Source organism: Segatella hominis, from assembly GCF_004535825.1.
Classification (GTDB): Bacteria; Bacteroidota; Bacteroidia; order Bacteroidales; family Bacteroidaceae; genus Prevotella; species Prevotella hominis.
Genome location: NZ_SGVY01000004.1, coordinates 58,645 through 77,396, shown reverse-complemented (window position 1 = coordinate 77,396; position 18,752 = coordinate 58,645). Strand labels below are relative to the sequence as shown.

Sequence of the window (18,752 nt, the reverse complement as noted above, 5' to 3'; positions counted from 1 at the left end):
CCTCAATATTTGTTGTTGGGTCTATACATATCCTCCTGAGTGAAGCCCCAGCTTTGTCCAAAAAGCAAGGCTATCACAATTCTAACGGCAGCCATTGACTTATATTAAACAGAAAAGAGGCTCACCAGGAACTCCTGACAAACCTCTTTCTCCATGATTTTTGTGATTCCGTTGGGGTTCGAACCCAAGACCCACAGCTTAGAAGGCTGTTGCTCTAATCCAACTGAGCTACGGAACCATCAATTAATCATTTGCAATTTCTAAACTTGCGGGTGCAAAGGTACAACTTTTTATTGAAACAGCCAAATATTTTTGCAAATATTTGGCTGTTTATGCTTATTTAGAAGCAAATAACCCCGTCTGAAAGGAAAACAGCGGGATATTTACTGCCAATCTGCCCCTGATAACCAGCACGCAAGATTTACTTGCCGAGCAACTCGTCGAGCAATGTATAGAATGCAGGATCCTCACCTACGATGGTCTTCACAATCTTACCCTCTGGCGAAAGAACAATCTTGGTAGGGAAACCCTGAATGGCATACTTGTCACAAATATTCTCGGCACCATTACGTGGATTGTAAACATGCTTCCATGGCAACTCGTGCTTCTTCACAGCATCCTTCCACTTCTGCTCGGTATCATTGCAATCGATACCTACTATCTCAAACTTGCCAGCATACTTGGTATAGTACTCCTTCATCTGAGGCATACCCTTGATGCACCAACCGCACCATGAACCCCAGAAATCGAGAACTACATACTTGCCACGCAAACTGGAAAGGGTGAAGTCGTTGCCCTCAATATCCTTCAAGGTGAAATCAGGAGCCTCAACACCGGCGGCCTGTACTTTCTTTGCCTTCTCCTCTGCCTCCATCTGAGCCTTTGCCTGATCCAACATTGGCTGATAGAATGCCTTCATACGACCATTGCGAACTGACTCTGAAAGCATATTGACAACCTTCTGCATGACGTCATACTCCTGGAACTGAGGAACGAGTGCTGCAGTAGCCTCCTCGTTGGCATGCTGGGAAATGTAATTCATTACCTTCTCATTGCGTGTCTTCTCGAGTTCCATAGCCTTCTCCTGATATTCCTTGCGGAGAGCATTCTGATCGCCACCGTTCTTCATGCGGTCCTCGATAGACTTGCGCAACTCTGTGAAAGGCTTCTCTGCCTCTTCCAACATCAGATCCAATGAATGATACTGCTTGTAGAAATTGCTACCAGAGATATCGTAACGGGTGAGAACATCACCTACGAGCTCTGCTTTCTCACCTGGTACTGCTACGATGCGAGCCATCTTGTACTCTGTGTTGCGGAATGTACCTGGAGTTGCGAAAATGATAGACATTGGCTTATCCAAAGTGGTGGTATAAGTGAACTTATCCTTCTTTACCAAGACGGTATCGTTCTTCACACCTCTGTTCTTAAAGACTATCACGGTGTCACCAAAGTTCTTCAAGTTGGCCTTCAATGTGAAAGTGCCACTCTGTGCCATCGCTGCAGTTGCAGAAAGCAAAAGAGCTGCACTCAAAATCAAATTCTTTTTCATTTTGTTGTTATTTTGTCATTTACTAATTTTAATCTTATACACGTCATTCTCAGGCTTCATATACGGTTGTATCCTCGATACCTGCCTCGGCAAGCGCTTCCTTGCGTTCTACGCATGTGCCGCATTTACCGCAATGAATTTCGCCGCCCTTGTAGCAGCTCCAGGTTTCAGCATAGTCGATTCCCAACTTCTTGCCGATACGAGCAATATCAGCCTTGGTGATATTGGTATAAGGAGCACTCACCTGCACATCTACGAAAGTACCTGCCTGCGCCGCCTTGTCGATGGCATCAATGAACTCAGGACGACAGTCGGGATAAATCGTATGATCTCCTCCATGATTGGCTATAAGCACCTTCTTCAGCTGATTGCTCTCTGCAATGCCGATGGCGATGCTCAGCATGATGCCATTACGGAAAGGAACCACCGTGGATTTCATATTGTCATCAGCATAATGCCCTTCTGGGATAGCATCGGCTCCTTCAAGGAGACTGCTCTTGAAATACTGGTGCATAAAGCCCAAATCGATAGTAATATGCTTGATGCCAAGACGCTCGCAATGCATTTTGGCAAAGGGAATCTCACGCTCATTATGATTGGAACCATAATTGAAACTAATGCCCAAAGCGATTTCGTCCTTCTTGTCGTAGAGCAGCGTGATACTGTCCATACCACCACTCACAATAATCACTGAATCTTTCATTTCCTCTATATATTTTTACTTTCTTAACTTTTTACTTTTTTACCTTTTTACCTTTCAAAAAGCCTCTATCCAAACAGGCATCTCAGCGCCTCTTCCACCTTTCTGACCGGGTGAATCTCTATCTTGTATTTCGAATGATCAAATCCCGAATAATTGTATTTAGGGATAATGATGTGCTGAAAACCGAGCTTCTCAGCCTCAGCTATTCGCTGTTCGATACGGCTTACGGGGCGCACTTCTCCGCTCAGACCTACCTCGCCACACATACACCAGCCAGCCTCTATGGCTGTATCCACATTACTGCTCAAGACAGCGGCTATCACGCTCAAATCCATCGCCAAGTCAGTGACTCTCAGTCCTCCTGCTATATTCAGGAACACGTCCTTCTGCATTAACTTGAATCCCACGCGCTTTTCCAATACGGCCAAAAGCATGTTAAGTCGGCGCTGGTCGAAACCCGTAGCTGAGCGCTGGGGAGTTCCATAGGCGGCAGTGGAAACCAAGGCTTGAGTCTCGACCAGGAATGGGCGCACACCCTCGATGGCACTGCTAATGGCCACTCCCGAAAGTCCGTCGTGATCCTCAGTCAAGAGGAGTTCTGACGGATTACTGACCTGGCGGAGTCCTCCCTGCTGCATCTCATAGATTCCCAATTCCGAAGTACTTCCAAATCGGTTTTTGATACTACGGAGGATGCGATACATATAATGCTGGTCGCCCTCAAACTGGATGACGGTATCCACGATATGTTCCAGTATCTTAGGTCCTGCAAGCGTTCCCTCTTTATTAATATGTCCTATCAGGATAACAGGAATGCCACTGGTTTTGGCAAATCGCAACAAAGCTGCAGCACACTCTCTGACCTGCGAGACACTGCCCGGACTGCTATCCACATCCTCTGTTGCGATGGTCTGGATGGAGTCGATGACTACGATTTCCGGAGCCACCTGCTGGATATGGGAGAAGATCTTCTCTAAGGAAGTTTCACAAAGGATAGAGATATGGTCGAGATTCACATCCGTTCCATCGGGTGTGATCGAAGAAGCCAACCTGTCGGCTCTCAACTTGATCTGATGCGCACTCTCCTCTCCGCTCACATAGAGCACTTTCTTTTCAGGGATATTGAGAATGGTCTGCAGTGTGAGCGTACTCTTACCGATACCCGGTTCACCACCCAACAAAGTGATACTGCCCTGCACCATTCCCCCACCGAGCACACGGTTCAGTTCCTCATCATGCATATCAATACGGGGTTCATCGTGGGCAGAGATATCACGAAGCTTCATGGGTTGGGCTGCGCCATCCGAAGCACGCACGCCACCAAACATAGTAGCTGCGCCACCATGTCTCATCGTCATGCCCGCATTTCGGGCAGCCTGGGTTCCCGTTTCTCCAGCGATTCGGATTTCCTTAAAAGTATTCCATTGTCCACAACTCGGACATTTGCCAATCCACTTGGCTGATTCCTGTCCGCAATTGCTGCAAACGTATGCTATCTTGTCTTTTGCCATAATCTGTATGCTATCTAAACCTTAGATGACGTACAAAAGTACGCTAAATCAATGAAACGAGATCAACAATTAAGAAACATTAAAAAACATTTTGTTATTTAAAATATTTATCGTACCTTTGCAAGCGATATTTTTGGATAACAAAAAATACAATATAATTTTTTAATAAGGTAATGAAAGCAATAGCAATCAAGTCAAGCTTGTTTTCTTGTCTGAAGACATACAACAAGAAAACATTCATGTCTGACCTCATGGCAGGAATCATCGTGGGAATCGTAGCCCTGCCTCTGGCCATCGCATTCGGTATTGCCTCAGGCGTGACCCCAGAGAAGGGAATTATCACCGCCATAGTGGCAGGTCTTATCATCTCCGTCTTTGGCGGTAGTAAAGTGCAGATTGGTGGTCCTACGGGAGCCTTCATCGTCATCATCTATGGCATCATCCAGAAGTATGGCATGGAGGGACTGACCATCGCCACATTGATGGCGGGTCTCTTCCTGGTACTCTTCGGACTGCTCCGACTCGGCACCATCATCAAGTACATTCCTTACCCGATCGTAGTGGGATTTACCAGTGGTATCGCTGTTACCATCTTCACCACACAGATCAAGGATCTCTTTGGCTTGACCTTAACCAGCAATCCTTCTGACTTTATCGAGAAATGGGGCGTTTATTTCCAGAGTTTCGATACCATCGACCCTTGGTGTGCCCTCATCGGTGTGGTGAGCGTGATTGTCATTGCCATCACTCCTCGTTTCAGCAAGAAGATTCCGGGTTCGCTCATCGCCATTATCCTGATGACGATAGTAGCGCTCATCCTGAAACAATATGCCGGTGTGACAAGCATCGAGACCATCGGAGACCGTTTTTCTATCAGCAATGAACTGCCTGCGGCACAGGTGCCTGAAATCAACTGGGAAACCATCAAGAACCTGGTGTCTCCTGCCATCACCATCGCTATTCTCGGTGCCATCGAGAGTCTGCTTTCTGCTACCGTAGCAGATGGTGTGATCAGCGACCACCACGATTCCAACACAGAGTTGGTGGCACAGGGATTGGCCAATATTGCCTCTCCTCTCTTCGGCGGTATTCCAGCTACAGGTGCCATCGCCCGTACGATGACCAATATTAATAATGGTGGTAAGACTCCTGTGGCTGGTATCATCCATGCCATCGTCTTACTGTTCATCTTCCTCTTCCTGATGCCATTAGCTAAGTTTATCCCTATGGCTTGTCTGGCTGGTGTATTGGTAGTTGTTTCTTATGGTATGTCTGGCTGGCGTTCATTCTTAGCACTGATGAAGAATCCTAAGAGCGATGTTACTGTGCTCCTGATTACTTTCTTCCTCACCATCATCTTCGACCTTACCGTAGCTATCGAAGTGGGACTGATTATCGCCTGTCTGCTCTTCATGAAACGTATGTCTGAGACGACCGACGTAAAGGCTATTACCGACGATGAGATTGACCTCAACAAAGAGTTTGACTTCCTTTCTACCAACCTGGAGCACTATACCATTCCTAAGGGTGTGGAGGTATATGAGATCAATGGTCCTTTCTTCTTCGGAGCCGGCAATAAATTTGAGGAAGTGATGGCTGCCTTCGGTGATCGCCCGCTGGTACGCGTCATCCGTATGCGCAAGGTTCCTTTCGTAGATTCTACAGGTATTCACAACCTCACCAACCTCTGCGAAATGAGTCAGAAGGAAAACATCCAGATCGTTCTCTCCGGTGTTTGCGAGAAAGTAAACTTCCAATTGGAGCACGCTGGTTTCTACAATATGCTCGGTAAGGAGAATATCACCGACCATATTAGCAAGGCGCTCAAACGAGCTGAGGAAATCATCGCACAGAATAAGTTGGAGCAAGCCAACTAAATATTGGATCAAGCCAACTAAAAAAATAAGAACAGCCGCTTCTCGAACACATGAGAAAGCGGCTGTTCAGCTTTTATAAAGCCATACCTAAATTATTTCTTATCGTCTTAAAGACTCGAAAGTTCAGTTATCTCCTAAAAAATTCTATTAAAAGAAACGTCCTGGAGGAGGACCCATTGGACGACCACTTCCATTAAATGGGCGACCACGGAAATCAGGACGTCCACCTGGACCTTCCCCACGATTTTCCTTGCGTGCATCCTTGCCTCCGAAGAGATTCATGCGATATACTACGTGAAGCATCGCATAAGAGTTGATGGCATTGTATTCCGTATCCGTACGCGAAACGGATGAAATCGCTCTCGAGAAGGTACTCTGCTGGTGCAACAGATCGTAGAACTGAAGCATCACGGTGAGAGGCTTACCCTTCAGGAATCCCTGTGAAAGTTGAGCATTCCACACAAACTCATCGGTATTCATCGATGCATCGGAATAGCCGCGACGACTGCTGCAGGAGAGACTGGTATTCAAACTTGTGCCCCAAGGAGCGGTCAATGTCATCGAAGGTCCATAAGAGAACTGCCAGGTATCCAGGTTGCTGTTAGGCTGCAACTTGTTCTTGGCATGATTGTAAGCCAATGTTCCATCGAGTGACAATTCCAACCAATCATTGCGATAACTCAGAGAGAGACGCTCATTCCACGTGGTATTCTGGGTGGTATTCTTTTGGGAATCCTGCGACTTGTCGAGACTCAGATAACTCACATAGTGATTATAACCCAAATTGGTATCGGTATTGATATTCCATACACCAGCACTGTCGATAGAACAGTTGAACATAAAGGCTCCCATCACATTCCAGTTGCCATTGATATTCTCAGGTCGGGTGATTCTTCCACCAGTCGTCTCATCGTAGGTCACCTTATTGCTGATGCTATTGCTGGTCGTAGAGAAATTGATATAGGTCATCACACCCTTGTTGTGATTCTGAACGAAATTGTTGTAGAACAATCGGAAGTTCTGAGTGAACGATGGCTTCAAGCCAGGGTTACCCTTCGAGATGTTCAGCGGATCGCTGTTATCTGTGATATCAAGCAACTGAGAGATGCTTGGCTGTGAAGTCGTTCCTCGATAGTTGACACGCAGATTGCTCATCTTGGAGAATCGGTAACGGAAATCAAGGGTCGGACTGACGTTGGTCACCGTGCGCACCGTATCTACATATTTGCCCTGATAATCCTGTATGAACTTGGAACGCTGAGGCTGGATCATCACACCGAAGTTCAGATTATACTTCTGACGGATGAAGCGCATCATCACCTGAATATCATGGGTATAGTTTCTATACTCTGAATAGCGGCTCAGTTTGTCATCTCGATAGTCACCCAGTTCGCCATCCAGACGGCCAAGATAATTGCCCCACGCTCCGTATTCTGGATTGATTCCATCAAAACTATATTTACTGAAATCGTAGGTGCTGCGGTCACCCTTGGAGTAGCTGTAGGTGAACTTATAGCTGAACTGGAGGAAGGTGGCCTTCCAGAGCGGTTCGCTATAGGTGGCCTGAGCACTGTAACTGTAATCCTTGGAAGGAGTCAGATTATAGCGGTTGGTCTGATATGTGGAATCCAAGCCAGCTTCATTCTGTACCAGATAAAGATGAGCATTCTGCAGGGAGATGCTCTTACTGTCCTTATCGGTATATTTGGCATCCATACGGAGGGTTACGTTACGTCCTTTATTGTTGAGTTTACGATTCAACTGGAGCATGCCGCGGATGTTGTTGTTCTTGGAATTACTCAAGCTTACAGAATTCTGTCTGTTGATCACAGCATCCACTTCATCCATCTTTTCTATGCCCTCATCAGAAAGAGGGTCTTCGGTATATTGGTACGGATCCTGATTGAACGATGCAGAAAGCCCCGTGCTGCGGCTATCATTAGTAGTCCATGAGATAGAAGGACGGAAGAGAATGTTGGTCATTGTATCCGGCATCCACTCCAGACGGATATTACCATTCCAACTGTCACTGCGAGAGAAATTCTGGTTCAGACTGTTGGAGAAAGAGGAACTGCTTCCCATGAAGTTCTCACTGGAACGACGACTCCATACATCACCATCACTGTGATTCCAGCGAAGAGATGTATTAAATTTGAATTTATTCTTCTCCTCATAATTATAGTTGGCTGCCAGCATCTTGCTTGCATTCAATCCATTGCCACCACCAAAGCCACGTCTTGGCCCACCGCCACTGAAGCCACGGTCACTGGTATTATTGGCATTACCGAAAAGCATAAAGCGGTTATTACTGTTGAAATATCCACCCATACCTCTGGCACTATACCTATTTTTATTACCTATACCGAGGTCGATATTAGACATCAAACCCTTGTTCATACCCTTCTTCACATTGAAGTCGAGCACGGTCTGTTCCTCACCATCATCAATACCCGTCACCTTCGAGAGATCACTTTTCTCATCGTAAGCCTTGATTTTATCGATGATGCTGGTAGGCAGGTTCTTGAGGGCAGTCTTGGTATCTCCCGTCATGAACTCCTTGCCGTCAACGAGGATTTTCTTCACCTCCTTACCATTGATTTTGATGGTACCGTCATCGCTCACCTCAGCACCCGGCAGACGCTTCACGAGTTCTTCCACCACCGAACCTTCCGGCGTACGGTAGGCTGCTGAGTTATATACGAAGGTATCCTCCTTGAGCGTTACTTTCTGAGCCATAGCGGTAACCACAGCTCCTTTCAGCATGATGGCATCAGCACCGACAACGACATTACCCAACGCCAGATTCTTGTCCTGTTCGATGACCACGCGCTTCACGGTAGGCTTATATCCTACACTCGTAATCTTCAGAAGATACTTGCCATTTTCAGGCGCATTCAGATGGAAAAGACCTTTCTCGTTGCTGATGGCACCCGTCACATAGGTACTATCAGTTTTGAGCAACTGGACGGTCACCTGCTCTACAGGATCCTTGGTATCCCGGTCGATAATCGCTCCGCTTACCAAGCGTTCCTGAGCAAACGATGCTATTGAGACCAAAAGCAACAGCATCATCAAAATTGATTTTTTCATTGCAATAAGTTATTTTTGATTTGCCTTTTTGACGTACATAATTATACAAGGTTTAAACAAAAATACTATTTTTATGCCAAATATAGAGTAAACAATCAAAAAAAATAGGATTTTTTGCCGTATAAGTCAGTTTTTTAACGTACCTTTGCAACATTATTAAACGTTTTTGTTATGAATCAGAGAATTATCATATCTACTCATCTGGAGAGTGAGATTGCCAATGCACTCACTGAATGCGAGCACGACAAGATTTTTATCCTTGTCGATGAGGTGACGAAGGAAAAATGCCTTCCGGTCATCCAGGGATTCTTTACGCTGAAAAATGCACAGGTCATCACGATAGGTGCTACAGACACCCATAAGGACCTGGAAACAATAGCACATGTATGGAAATCACTCGGCGATGGTGGCGGTTCACGACACTCTTGTCTCATCAATCTCGGTGGCGGCATGGTAACTGACCTCGGCGGTTTTGCTGCTTCCACCTTCAAACGCGGCATCAACTTCATCAATATCCCTACTACCCTGCTTGCCATGGTGGATGCATCGGTTGGCGGTAAGACGGGTATCAACTTCAACGGACTGAAGAATGAGATAGGTGTATTCAACGATTCTAAGTTTGTCATCCTCGACACGGAATTTCTGCGCAGTCTGGATGCCGAGAACATCTGTTCTGGCTATGCAGAGATGTTGAAGCACGGACTCATCTCAACGGAGGATATGTGGAAGGAACTGATTACCTTCGATTTGGCAAATCCTGATTTAAAGCATCTGCAGCAAATGGTGGCTGACAGCGTGAAGGTAAAGGAACGCATCGTAGAAGAAGATCCTCATGAGCATGGTATCCGCAAGGCACTGAACTTAGGACACACCTTCGGTCATGCCTTTGAGAGTTGGGCCTTGAAGCGCAAGCCTATCCTGCATGGTCATGCGGTTGCTTTCGGTATGATCTGCGAACTATATCTCAGTGCCACACATACAGGTTTCCCTACCGAAAAGATGAGACAGACCGTAAGTTTCATCAAGGAATACTACGGCACATTGCCTATCACCTGTGATGACTACGATGAACTGATAGAGTTGATGCACCACGATAAGAAAAACCAGAACGGCATCATCAACTTCACCCTCTTGGGAGGCATCGGTGACATCCGCATCAACCAGACGGCTACCATGGACGAAATCAAGGAAGCACTGGATTTCTTCAGAGAAGGATAATCTTATGAAATGTTGGAGAGAATGTGTATCAGCAGAAGGAAGAATGAAGATACACAAACTCTTCAACATTTATATTTTAGACCTTTTCTATATTCAAATATGAGACCTTTTCATCATCATGTTAAACCTATATTTATATAATGTATATGAGAAAAATATTATTCTACCTATTTCTATTGACCGTTACGAGCATACAGGCAAATCCTGTAGATGACATCCTGGAACGCATTGACAAAGGCGCTTCACGCAAGTTTCAGACCATACTGGTAAAATCAGACAAAGATTTTTTTGAGATTGACCAGAAGTCTCATCCTTCCTCCAACAGCAGGAAAACTTCATCTCCTATCATCATCCGGGGCAACTCTTGGGTGAATATTGCCGTGGGTGTCAACTGGTATCTCAAACACTATGCCGGCATCCATATCTCCTGGAACAATATGACGGCTAAAATACCTGCCGTATTGCCACGAGTTGAGAAAAAGGAGCGCCATGAGACAGATCTCAAATTGCGCTATGATTTCAACTACTGCACCTTCTCCTACTCGATGGCTTTCTGGGACTGGAACCGTTGGCAGAAAGAAATCGACTGGATGGCTCTGCATGGCATCAACATGCCGCTTGCCATCGTAGGCGAAGAATGTGTATGGAGAAACATGCTCCTCAAGTTAGGCTATACAGAGGAAGAAGTCGGCAAATTCATTGCCGGTCCTGCTTTCCTGGCTTGGTGGGAAATGAACAACCTCGAGGGATGGGGCGGTCCGCTGCCACTCAACTGGTACAAGCAACAGGAAGTATTGCAGAAGAAGATATTGGCAAGAATGAAAGAGCTTGGTATGAAACCTGTCTTGCCGGGCTATTGCGGTATGATGCCTCATGACGCCAAAGAAAAGTTAGGACTCAACGTGACTGATGGTGGTCGCTGGAATGGTTATCAGCGCCCTGCCAACCTATCGCCTACGGATGCCCGATTTGCAGAAATCGCAGACCTATATTATAAGGAGCTCACCCATCTCTTCGGTAAGGCTTCCTATTACTCCATGGATCCTTTCCACGAAAGCAATGATGATGCTGCCGTTGATTACGGAAAAGCAGGAAAGGTGCTGATGGATGCCATGAAGCGTGCCAATTCTGAGGCAGTGTGGGTGGTTCAGGGATGGACCGAGAATCCACGTCCACAGATGATAGAAAATCTGAAGGTTGGCGACCTCCTCATACTCGACCTCTTCTCTGAATGCCGCCCGATGTTCGGAAGTCCGAGTATCTGGAAACGGGAAGGTGGATACGGCAAGCATCAATGGCTTTTCTGTCTTCTGGAGAACTTTGGCGGAAACGTGGGTCTTCATGGAAGAATGGATCAGCTTCTCAACAACTTTTATCTCGGAACGGGGAAAACGGACACCCAAAAGCAAGAGAATTCTTCACTCATCACTAACTCTTCACTGAAGGGCTGGGGCTTTACGATGGAAGGTTCAGAAAACAACCCGGTGATGTTCGAACTGATGAGCGAACTGCCTTGGAGAGCGGAGAAGATGACCAAGGAAGAATGGATCCAGGAATACTGCTTTGCCAGATATGGCGTCCACGATGATACAATCGTGAAAGCCTGGACTTTGCTTGCAAAAAGCATCTACAACTGTCCGCTCGGCAACAACCAGCAAGGTCCCCATGAGAGCATCTTCTGCGGACGCCCATCATTAAACAATTTCCAGGTTTCCAGCTGGTCGAAAATGCACAACTACTATGATCCGGAAGACACCCGACAGGCTGCCATCCTCTTCGCACAAGTAGCTGATAAATACAAAGGAAACAACAACTACGAATATGATCTCGTGGATATCTGCCGACAGGCTCTCGCAGATCAGGGCAGAAAACAGTACCTGCAGACGATTGCCGACTACAATGCCTTTGCCCGTAAAGACTTTGACAAGAATGCAGACCGATTCCTGAAGATGATTCTCCTGCAGGACAAACTCTTAGGCACCCGTTCTGAATTCCGTCTGGGACATTGGACAGAACAGGCACGCAAAATCGGCAAGACTACGGCAGAGAAAGACCAATATGAATGGAATGCTCGTGTACAGATTACCACATGGGGAAACCGCACCTGTGCTGATAAGGGAGGGCTCCGAGACTATGCACACAAGGAATGGCAAGGTTTACTGAAAGACTTCTACTACAAGAGATGGAGTACCTATATGAAGGCATTAAAAGACCAGATGAAAGCCAGCACCCAAGTGGATTACGAAGCGTTAGGCGGTGGCAAGAATGCTAACAAGACTGCTGCCGAACTCTTTCAAATGGCATTGCCTGGCGGTCCGGTAATTGACTGGTATGCTATAGAGGAACCATGGACTCTGCAGCACAATACCTACAGTGATCAACCTGAAGGAGACTGTGTGGAAGTGGCGAAGGAAGTTATCAATTTTATCAGATAAGAAATATTAAGAACAAGATAAAACACCCAGAAAACTATGATCAGACTCAAATCTCTGGATATCATGCGAGGGCTCACAGTAGCCCTCATGATATTGGTCAATAATGGCGGTGAACAGAACTATCATATTCTGACGCATAGCAAGTGGAACGGCTTGACTCCCTGCGACCTGGTCTTTCCTTTCTTCCTCTTCATGATGGGTATGTCCACCTATCTGTCTTTGAGAAAGACGGAGTTTAAGCCCTCGCTAATTATCTACAGAAAAATCGCAAAACGCACCATCTTGCTTTTCCTTATCGGACTCAGTATCAACTGGTTTGATATGATTTGTTCGGGTAATGGATTAGACTTTGCGCATCTGCGTATATGGGCAGTCTTACAGCGCATAGCCCTCTGTTATGGCATTGTATCCCTGTTGGCCATCCATATCAACCAACGGTATTTTGTCCATATCATCCTCGGCATCATCATAGTCTATATGGGCATCTTAGCTTTCGGCAACGGTTATGCCTACGATGCATCAGTCAACATCATCGCCCAGGCAGATCTCCATTTTTTCGGCTACGATCACCTCTATCATAAGAGTCCGGTAGATCCCGAAGGACTGCTGAGCACATTGCCAGCCATCGCCCATACGATGATAGGTTTCCTCTGTTGCAAATACATCAGCATTGCAGGCCAGAACGTTCATTCCAAAATTAAGTTTTTGAAAATCAGTGGTCTTGTCATGCTCATTCTTGGTTTCTTCCTTTCCTTGATTGGTTTCGGCATCAATAAGAGAATATGGAGTCCAAGCTATGTATTTGTGACCTGTGGTTTTGCTGCCTGGATTTTGAGTCTGCTCATCCAATGGATTGACAGGGGTGAAATCAGTGCAGAAGGAAAGAATGAAGCAAATGCGGAAGGAAAGAATGAAGCAAATACAGAAGGAAAGAATGAAGCAAATACAGAAGGAAAGAATGAAGCAAATACAGAAGGAAAGACGATAAAAACAAAGGAGAATCCGATAACAGTTCTGTTTCTGTCATTCGGAATGAATCCACTTTTTCTTTATGTCCTGAGCGAGTTCCTTGCCATCGTTTTCGGAACATACGGCATCAAGGACGACCTGTTAGGCCTCATCAGGAATGTCATTTCAGACGAGTATCTGGTTTCCCTCACCTATGCCCTGTTTTTTGTTGCCATTCATGCAGCGATGGGCATCTGGATGTACCAAAAGAAGATTTTCATTAAGCTATAATGCAAATGTTTGCACAACTATTTCCGACTTATTATATTAAAAAGCATAAAAATAAAGTGGAGTTCAGAAAATTATTTGTATTTTTGCAGACAGAATAACAAAATTAGATATATCTAAATAGAATATGAACATTTTAGAGTTAAGCGAACAGGAAATCGTTCGCAGACAAAGTCTTCAAACATTGCGCGAGATGGGCATTGATCCATACCCAGCTGCAGAGTTTCCAACCAATGCATTCAGCACTGATATCAAAGCTGAATTCAAAGACGAGGAAGAGCCACGCCAGGTAGTCATCGCAGGTCGTATGATGGGCCGACGCGTAATGGGTAAAGCCAGCTTCGCAGAGTTGCAGGACTCAAAGGGAAGAATCCAGGTCTATATCGCACGCGACGAGATTTGTCCAGACGAGAACAAAGACCTTTATAATACTGTTTTCAAGAAACTTCTCGACATCGGTGACTTCATCGGTGTAAAGGGTTTTGTTTTCCGCACACAGACTGGCGAGATTTCAGTTCACGCCAAGGAACTGTGCCTGCTCTCTAAGAGTTTGAAACCACTCCCTATCGTAAAATATAAGGATGGTGTTGCTTACGACAAGTTCGACGACCCTGAGTTGCGCTATCGTCAGCGCTATGTTGACCTCATCGTCAACGATGGCGTAAAGGATACTTTCTTGCAGCGTGCTACTGTTCTCCGTACACTCCGCAGCGTTCTCGACAACGCTGGTTATACAGAGGTGGAGACTCCTACTCTCCAGAGCATCGCTGGTGGTGCTTCTGCCCGCCCATTCATCACTCACTTCAATGCGCTCGATCAGGATATGTATATGCGTATCGCTACTGAGCTTTATCTGAAGCGCCTTATCGTAGGTGGTTTCGAGGGTGTTTATGAGATTGGCAAGAACTTCCGTAACGAGGGTATGGACCGTAACCACAACCCAGAGTTCACCTGTATGGAACTTTATGTTCAGTACAAGGACTACAACTGGATGATGTCATTCACTGAGAAATTGCTCGAGACTATCTGTATCGCAGTCAATGGAAAGCCAGAACGCGAGATAGATGGTAACATCATTAGCTTCAAGGCTCCATATCGCCGTCTTCCTATCCTCGATGCCATCAAGGAAAAGACTGGTTTCGATTGCAACGGCAAGACAGAGGAAGAAATCCGCGCATTCTGTAAGGAGAAGGGCATGGATGTAGATGAGACCATGGGTAAGGGTAAGTTGATCGACGAGCTCTTCGGTGAGTTCTGCGAGGGTACTTTCCTCCAGCCTACTTTCATCACCGACTATCCTGTAGAGATGTCTCCATTGACCAAGATGCACCGTTCTAAGCCAGGCTTGACCGAGCGTTTCGAGTTGATGGTTAACGGTAAGGAGCTTGCCAATGCATACTCTGAGCTCAACGACCCAATCGACCAGGAAGAGCGTTTCATCGACCAGATGAAGTTGGCTGACAAGGGAGATGATGAGGCGATGATCATCGATCAGGACTTCCTCCGTGCCCTCCAGTATGGTATGCCTCCTACATCAGGTATCGGTATCGGTATCGACCGTCTCGTCATGTTGATGACAGGCAAGACCTTCATCCAGGAGGTTTTGTTCTTCCCTCAGATGAAGCCAGAGAAGAAGATGCCACAGAGTACTATCAAGGAATGGGCTGAGATTGGCGTGCCAGAGGATTGGGCATACGTGCTCCGCAAGGCAGGGTTCAACCTGATTTCTGACATCCGTGAAGAGAAGGCTCAGGGTCTTCAGCAGAAGATCGGTGAAATCAACAAGAAATACAAACTCGGCTATGAGAAGCCTTCTGTTGATGATATCCAGGGCTGGATTGACGCAGCAAATAAGTAATATATATTAATGTATAATTGGGGTAGCATACTCCAATTATACATTATTAGTTATACATTAAACATAAAACGAAGTGTTCAACTGCGGAAAAATTGCAATTATTGGCGGCGGTAGCTGGGCTACGGCAATAGCCAAGATTGTGGTGGGGCATACTCATCACATAGGTTGGTATATGCGACGCGACGACCGCATCGAGGACTTCAAGCGCTTGGGGCATAATCCTGCCTATCTGATGTCGGCAAGATTCAATGTGGATGAGATTTTCTTCTCTTCAGACATCAATAAGATTGTGCAGAACTACGACACACTCGTATTCGTCACCCCATCGCCTTACCTTAAGAATCATCTCAAGAAACTCAAGACTCGCATCAGCGACAAGTTTATCATCACAGCCATCAAGGGTATCGTACCTGACGAAAACCTCGTTTGTTCGGAATATTTCCATCAGGTATATGACGTGCCTTATGAAAACCTGGCTTGTATCGGTGGCCCTTCTCATGCAGAAGAAGTTGCGCTGGAGCGTCTGAGTTATCTCACCGTGGGCTGTAGCGACACAGATAAGGCTCGCGCCTTTGCCAACGACTGTCTGGCAAGCGAGTACATCAAGACCAAGACTTCAAGCGATGTCATCGGTATCGAATACTCATCGGTCTTGAAGAATGTATATGCTATTGCTGCAGGCATCTGTGGCGGTCTGAAATATGGCGACAACTTCCAGGCGGTACTCATGTCGAATGCCGTTCAGGAGATGCACCGTTTCCTCACTGCCGTCCACCCTATCGACCGCAGCATGTACGATTCAGTATATCTCGGTGACCTGCTCGTAACAGGTTACAGTAATTTCTCACGCAACCGCACCTTCGGTACCATGATAGGTAAAGGCTATAGCGTGAAAAGTGCACAGATAGAGATGGAGATGATTGCCGAGGGATTTTTCGGTACAAAGTGTATGAAGGAAATCAATCGCCACATGCACGTCAACATGCCGATTCTCGATGCTGTATATAATATACTGTACGAGCGCATCAGTCCGCAAATCGAAATCAAACTCTTGACTGATTCGTTCAGATAAAGGAGAAAAATTAACACATTCATTTAGATATTTAAATAAGAAAATGAAAAGTATCAGCTTAAACATTACTAAGGCTGCATCATTCCTCGCAGAAGGTGCAGTAAAGGCTTACGAGCCTAAGGTAAAAGCCGCTCAGGAAGCTCTTGAGAACGGCACTTGTGAAGGTAACGATTTCTTGGGATGGTTGCATTTGCCATCTTCTATCACTCCTGAGTTCTTGAATGAGATTCAGGCAGTTGCCAACACATTGCGTGAAAAGTGTGAGGTTGTTGTTGTTGCTGGTATCGGTGGTAGCTACCTTGGTGCTCGCGCCGTTATCGAAGGTCTCAGCAATTCTTTCGCTTGGCTCGTAAATGATAAGAAGAATCCAACAATCCTTTTCGCAGGTAACAACATCGGTGAGGATTACCTCTACGAGTTGACTTCTTTCTTGAAGGACAAGAAGTTCGGTGTTATCAATATCTCTAAGTCTGGTACCACAACTGAGACTGCTCTCGCTTTCCGTCTTTTGAAGAAGCAGTGCGAGGATCAGCGTGGTAAGGAAGAGGCTAAGGATGTGATTGTAGCCGTTACCGATGCCAAGAAGGGTGCTGCCCGTACTTGCGCCGACAAAGAGGGTTATAAGAGTTTCATCATTCCTGACAATGTAGGTGGGCGTTTCTCTGTTCTTACTCCAGTAGGTTTGTTGCCTATCGCAGTTGCTGGTTTCGACGTAAAACAGCTCGTTGCTGGTGCTGCTGACATGGAAAAGGCTTGTGGTAAGGACGTTGCTTTCGATGAGAACCCTGCTGCTATCTATGCAGCTACTCGTCAGGCACTCTATACTCAGGCTGGCAAGAAGATTGAGATCGTTTGCAACTTCCAGCCAAAACTTCACTACTTCGCTGAGTGGTGGAAGCAGCTCTATGGTGAGAGCGAGGGTAAAGACCAGAAGGGTATCTTCCCTGCAGCTTGCGACTTCACTACCGACCTTCACTCTATGGGTCAGTGGATTCAGGAAGGTGAGCGTTCTATCTTCGAAACTGTTATCAGCGTAGAGACTCCTAACGAGAAGTTGCTCTTCCCTCACGATAATGAAAACCTTGATGGTTTGAACTTCTTGGAGGGCAAGCGTGTTGACGAGGTGAACAAGATGGCAGAGCTCGGTACCCGCTTGGCTCATGTTGACGGTGGTGTTCCTAATATCTTGGTTAACGTACCAGAGTTGAACGCTTACTACCTCGGTCAGTTAATCTACTTCTTCGAGAAGGCTTGCGGTATCAGCGGTCTCTTGGAAGAGGTAAACCCATTCAACCAGCCTGGTGTTGAGGCATACAAGAAGAATATGTTCGCATTGCTCAACAAGCCTGGTTATGAGGCTGAAAGCAAGGCTATCCAGGAGCGTTTGGCTAACGAGAAATAATCGATATTAAGAAATCATTTCATTATTGATGAAAGAAATTATTTCAAAATACTTAAAAGACCACGGCTTTGGGGAATTCAACCCTAAAGCCGTTCTTTTTGATATGGATGGCGTGCTATACAACAGTATGCCTAATCATGCCGTGGCCTGGCAGGAATCTATGAAGCAGTTTGACATCCACATGACTGCAGCTGATGCTTATGCCACAGAGGGAGCACGAGGTATCGATACCATCAAGATGATGGTGAAAAAACAGAAAGGTATCGACATATCTCTGGAAGAAGCTCAGAAAATGTATGATGTAAAGACGGATATCTTCCACGCTATGCCAACGGCAGAAATCTTCCCTGGTGTTAAGGAAATCATGCAGAAGATTAAGGATGCTGGTATGCAAGTGGGTGTGGTTACCGGTAGCGGACAGCGCCCTCTCATCATGCGCCTACTCAATGACTTCGGCGATTTTCTGGATGAAGAGCATATTGTAACTGCGTATGACGTGAAACGTGGAAAACCAAACCCTGACCCATACCTGATGGGATTGCAGAAAACGGGCAATCTTCAACCATGGGAAGGTATCGTTGTAGAGAATGCTCCATTAGGAGTCAGAGCGGGTGTTGCTGCTAACATCTTCACGGTAGCTATCAATTCCGGTCCATTACCAGCTAATGAGTTATCAGATAAAGGCAGTAATCTTCTTTACCATCAGATGACCGAATTCTGCAATGACTTCGAGAGTTTAATAGAAATGGCACATCAGCAGAGCCAGATATTCAAAACAACAAAAACGTGTAAGTAAAC

General features: G+C 46.0%; 12 protein-coding genes and 1 tRNA gene. 8 read left to right on the top strand and 5 right to left on the bottom strand.

The annotated features are described in order from the left end of the window. Nucleotides 1-163: 163 nt before the first annotated feature. From EXN75_RS02320 to radA, 4 genes are all read right to left on the bottom strand, one after another. Nucleotides 164-238: transfer RNA gene (locus EXN75_RS02320), tRNA-Arg, on the bottom strand. A gap of 183 nt (nt 239-421) precedes the next feature. Continuing rightward, nucleotides 422-1,552 (bottom strand): TlpA disulfide reductase family protein, encoded by a 1,131-nt coding sequence (locus EXN75_RS02315; protein ID WP_134842636.1) that lies wholly within the window; start codon nt 1,550-1,552, stop codon nt 422-424. Between the two features lie 49 nt (nt 1,553-1,601). After that, nucleotides 1,602-2,255 (bottom strand): 7-cyano-7-deazaguanine synthase QueC, encoded by a 654-nt coding sequence (gene queC / locus EXN75_RS02310; protein ID WP_022111156.1) that lies wholly within the window; start codon nt 2,253-2,255, stop codon nt 1,602-1,604. A gap of 65 nt (nt 2,256-2,320) precedes the next feature. After that, on the bottom strand, nt 2,321-3,766 hold the full coding sequence (gene radA / locus EXN75_RS02305; protein ID WP_134842635.1) for a DNA repair protein RadA: 1,446 nt from the start codon (nt 3,764-3,766) through the stop codon (nt 2,321-2,323). Nucleotides 3,767-3,939: 173 nt separating this feature from the next. Here radA and EXN75_RS02300 point away from each other — a divergent pair, with 173 nt between their 5' ends. Continuing rightward, nucleotides 3,940-5,643, top strand: coding sequence for a SulP family inorganic anion transporter (locus EXN75_RS02300; RefSeq protein ID WP_134842634.1), 1,704 nt, complete (start codon nt 3,940-3,942; stop codon nt 5,641-5,643). A 147-nt stretch (nt 5,644-5,790) separates the two neighbouring features. On the opposite strand, the gene EXN75_RS02295 is transcribed toward EXN75_RS02300, so the two are convergent. Continuing rightward, the gene (locus tag EXN75_RS02295) at nt 5,791-8,733 is read right to left on the bottom strand and encodes a TonB-dependent receptor (protein WP_134842633.1); all 2,943 of its coding nucleotides are present in this window, start codon (nt 8,731-8,733) and stop codon (nt 5,791-5,793) included. Between the two features lie 171 nt (nt 8,734-8,904). Between EXN75_RS02295 and aroB the strand changes: the two genes are divergently transcribed. The 7 genes from aroB (at nt 8,905) to EXN75_RS02260 (ending at nt 18,750) form a co-directional block, all read left to right on the top strand. Beyond that, nucleotides 8,905-9,951, top strand: a complete 1,047-nt coding sequence (gene aroB, locus EXN75_RS02290) for a 3-dehydroquinate synthase (RefSeq protein WP_118115790.1) — start codon at nt 8,905-8,907, stop codon at nt 9,949-9,951. Nucleotides 9,952-10,097: 146 nt separating this feature from the next. Continuing rightward, nucleotides 10,098-12,386: an alpha-N-acetylglucosaminidase gene (locus tag EXN75_RS02285; protein WP_134842632.1), complete on the top strand. Its 2,289-nt coding sequence runs from the start codon at nt 10,098-10,100 to the stop codon at nt 12,384-12,386. Nucleotides 12,387-12,422: 36 nt separating this feature from the next. Beyond that, complete coding sequence (locus EXN75_RS02280) at nt 12,423-13,625, top strand: acyltransferase family protein (protein WP_134842631.1); 1,203 nt, start codon at nt 12,423-12,425, stop codon at nt 13,623-13,625. A gap of 124 nt (nt 13,626-13,749) precedes the next feature. Continuing rightward, entirely contained in the window at nt 13,750-15,480 is a 1,731-nt protein-coding gene (gene lysS, locus EXN75_RS02275; protein WP_022111147.1) for a lysine--tRNA ligase, read from the top strand. 73 nt (nt 15,481-15,553) lie between these two features. Next, nucleotides 15,554-16,552, top strand: a complete 999-nt coding sequence (locus EXN75_RS02270; RefSeq protein ID WP_022111146.1) for an NAD(P)H-dependent glycerol-3-phosphate dehydrogenase — start codon at nt 15,554-15,556, stop codon at nt 16,550-16,552. 43 nt (nt 16,553-16,595) lie between these two features. Continuing rightward, on the top strand, nt 16,596-17,954 hold the full coding sequence (locus tag EXN75_RS02265; protein ID WP_134842630.1) for a glucose-6-phosphate isomerase: 1,359 nt from the start codon (nt 16,596-16,598) through the stop codon (nt 17,952-17,954). Between the two features lie 28 nt (nt 17,955-17,982). Next, a complete protein-coding gene (locus tag EXN75_RS02260) occupies nt 17,983-18,750 on the top strand; it encodes an HAD family hydrolase (protein ID WP_134842629.1) in 768 nt (255 codons plus the stop codon). Nucleotides 18,751-18,752 lie beyond the last annotated feature (2 nt).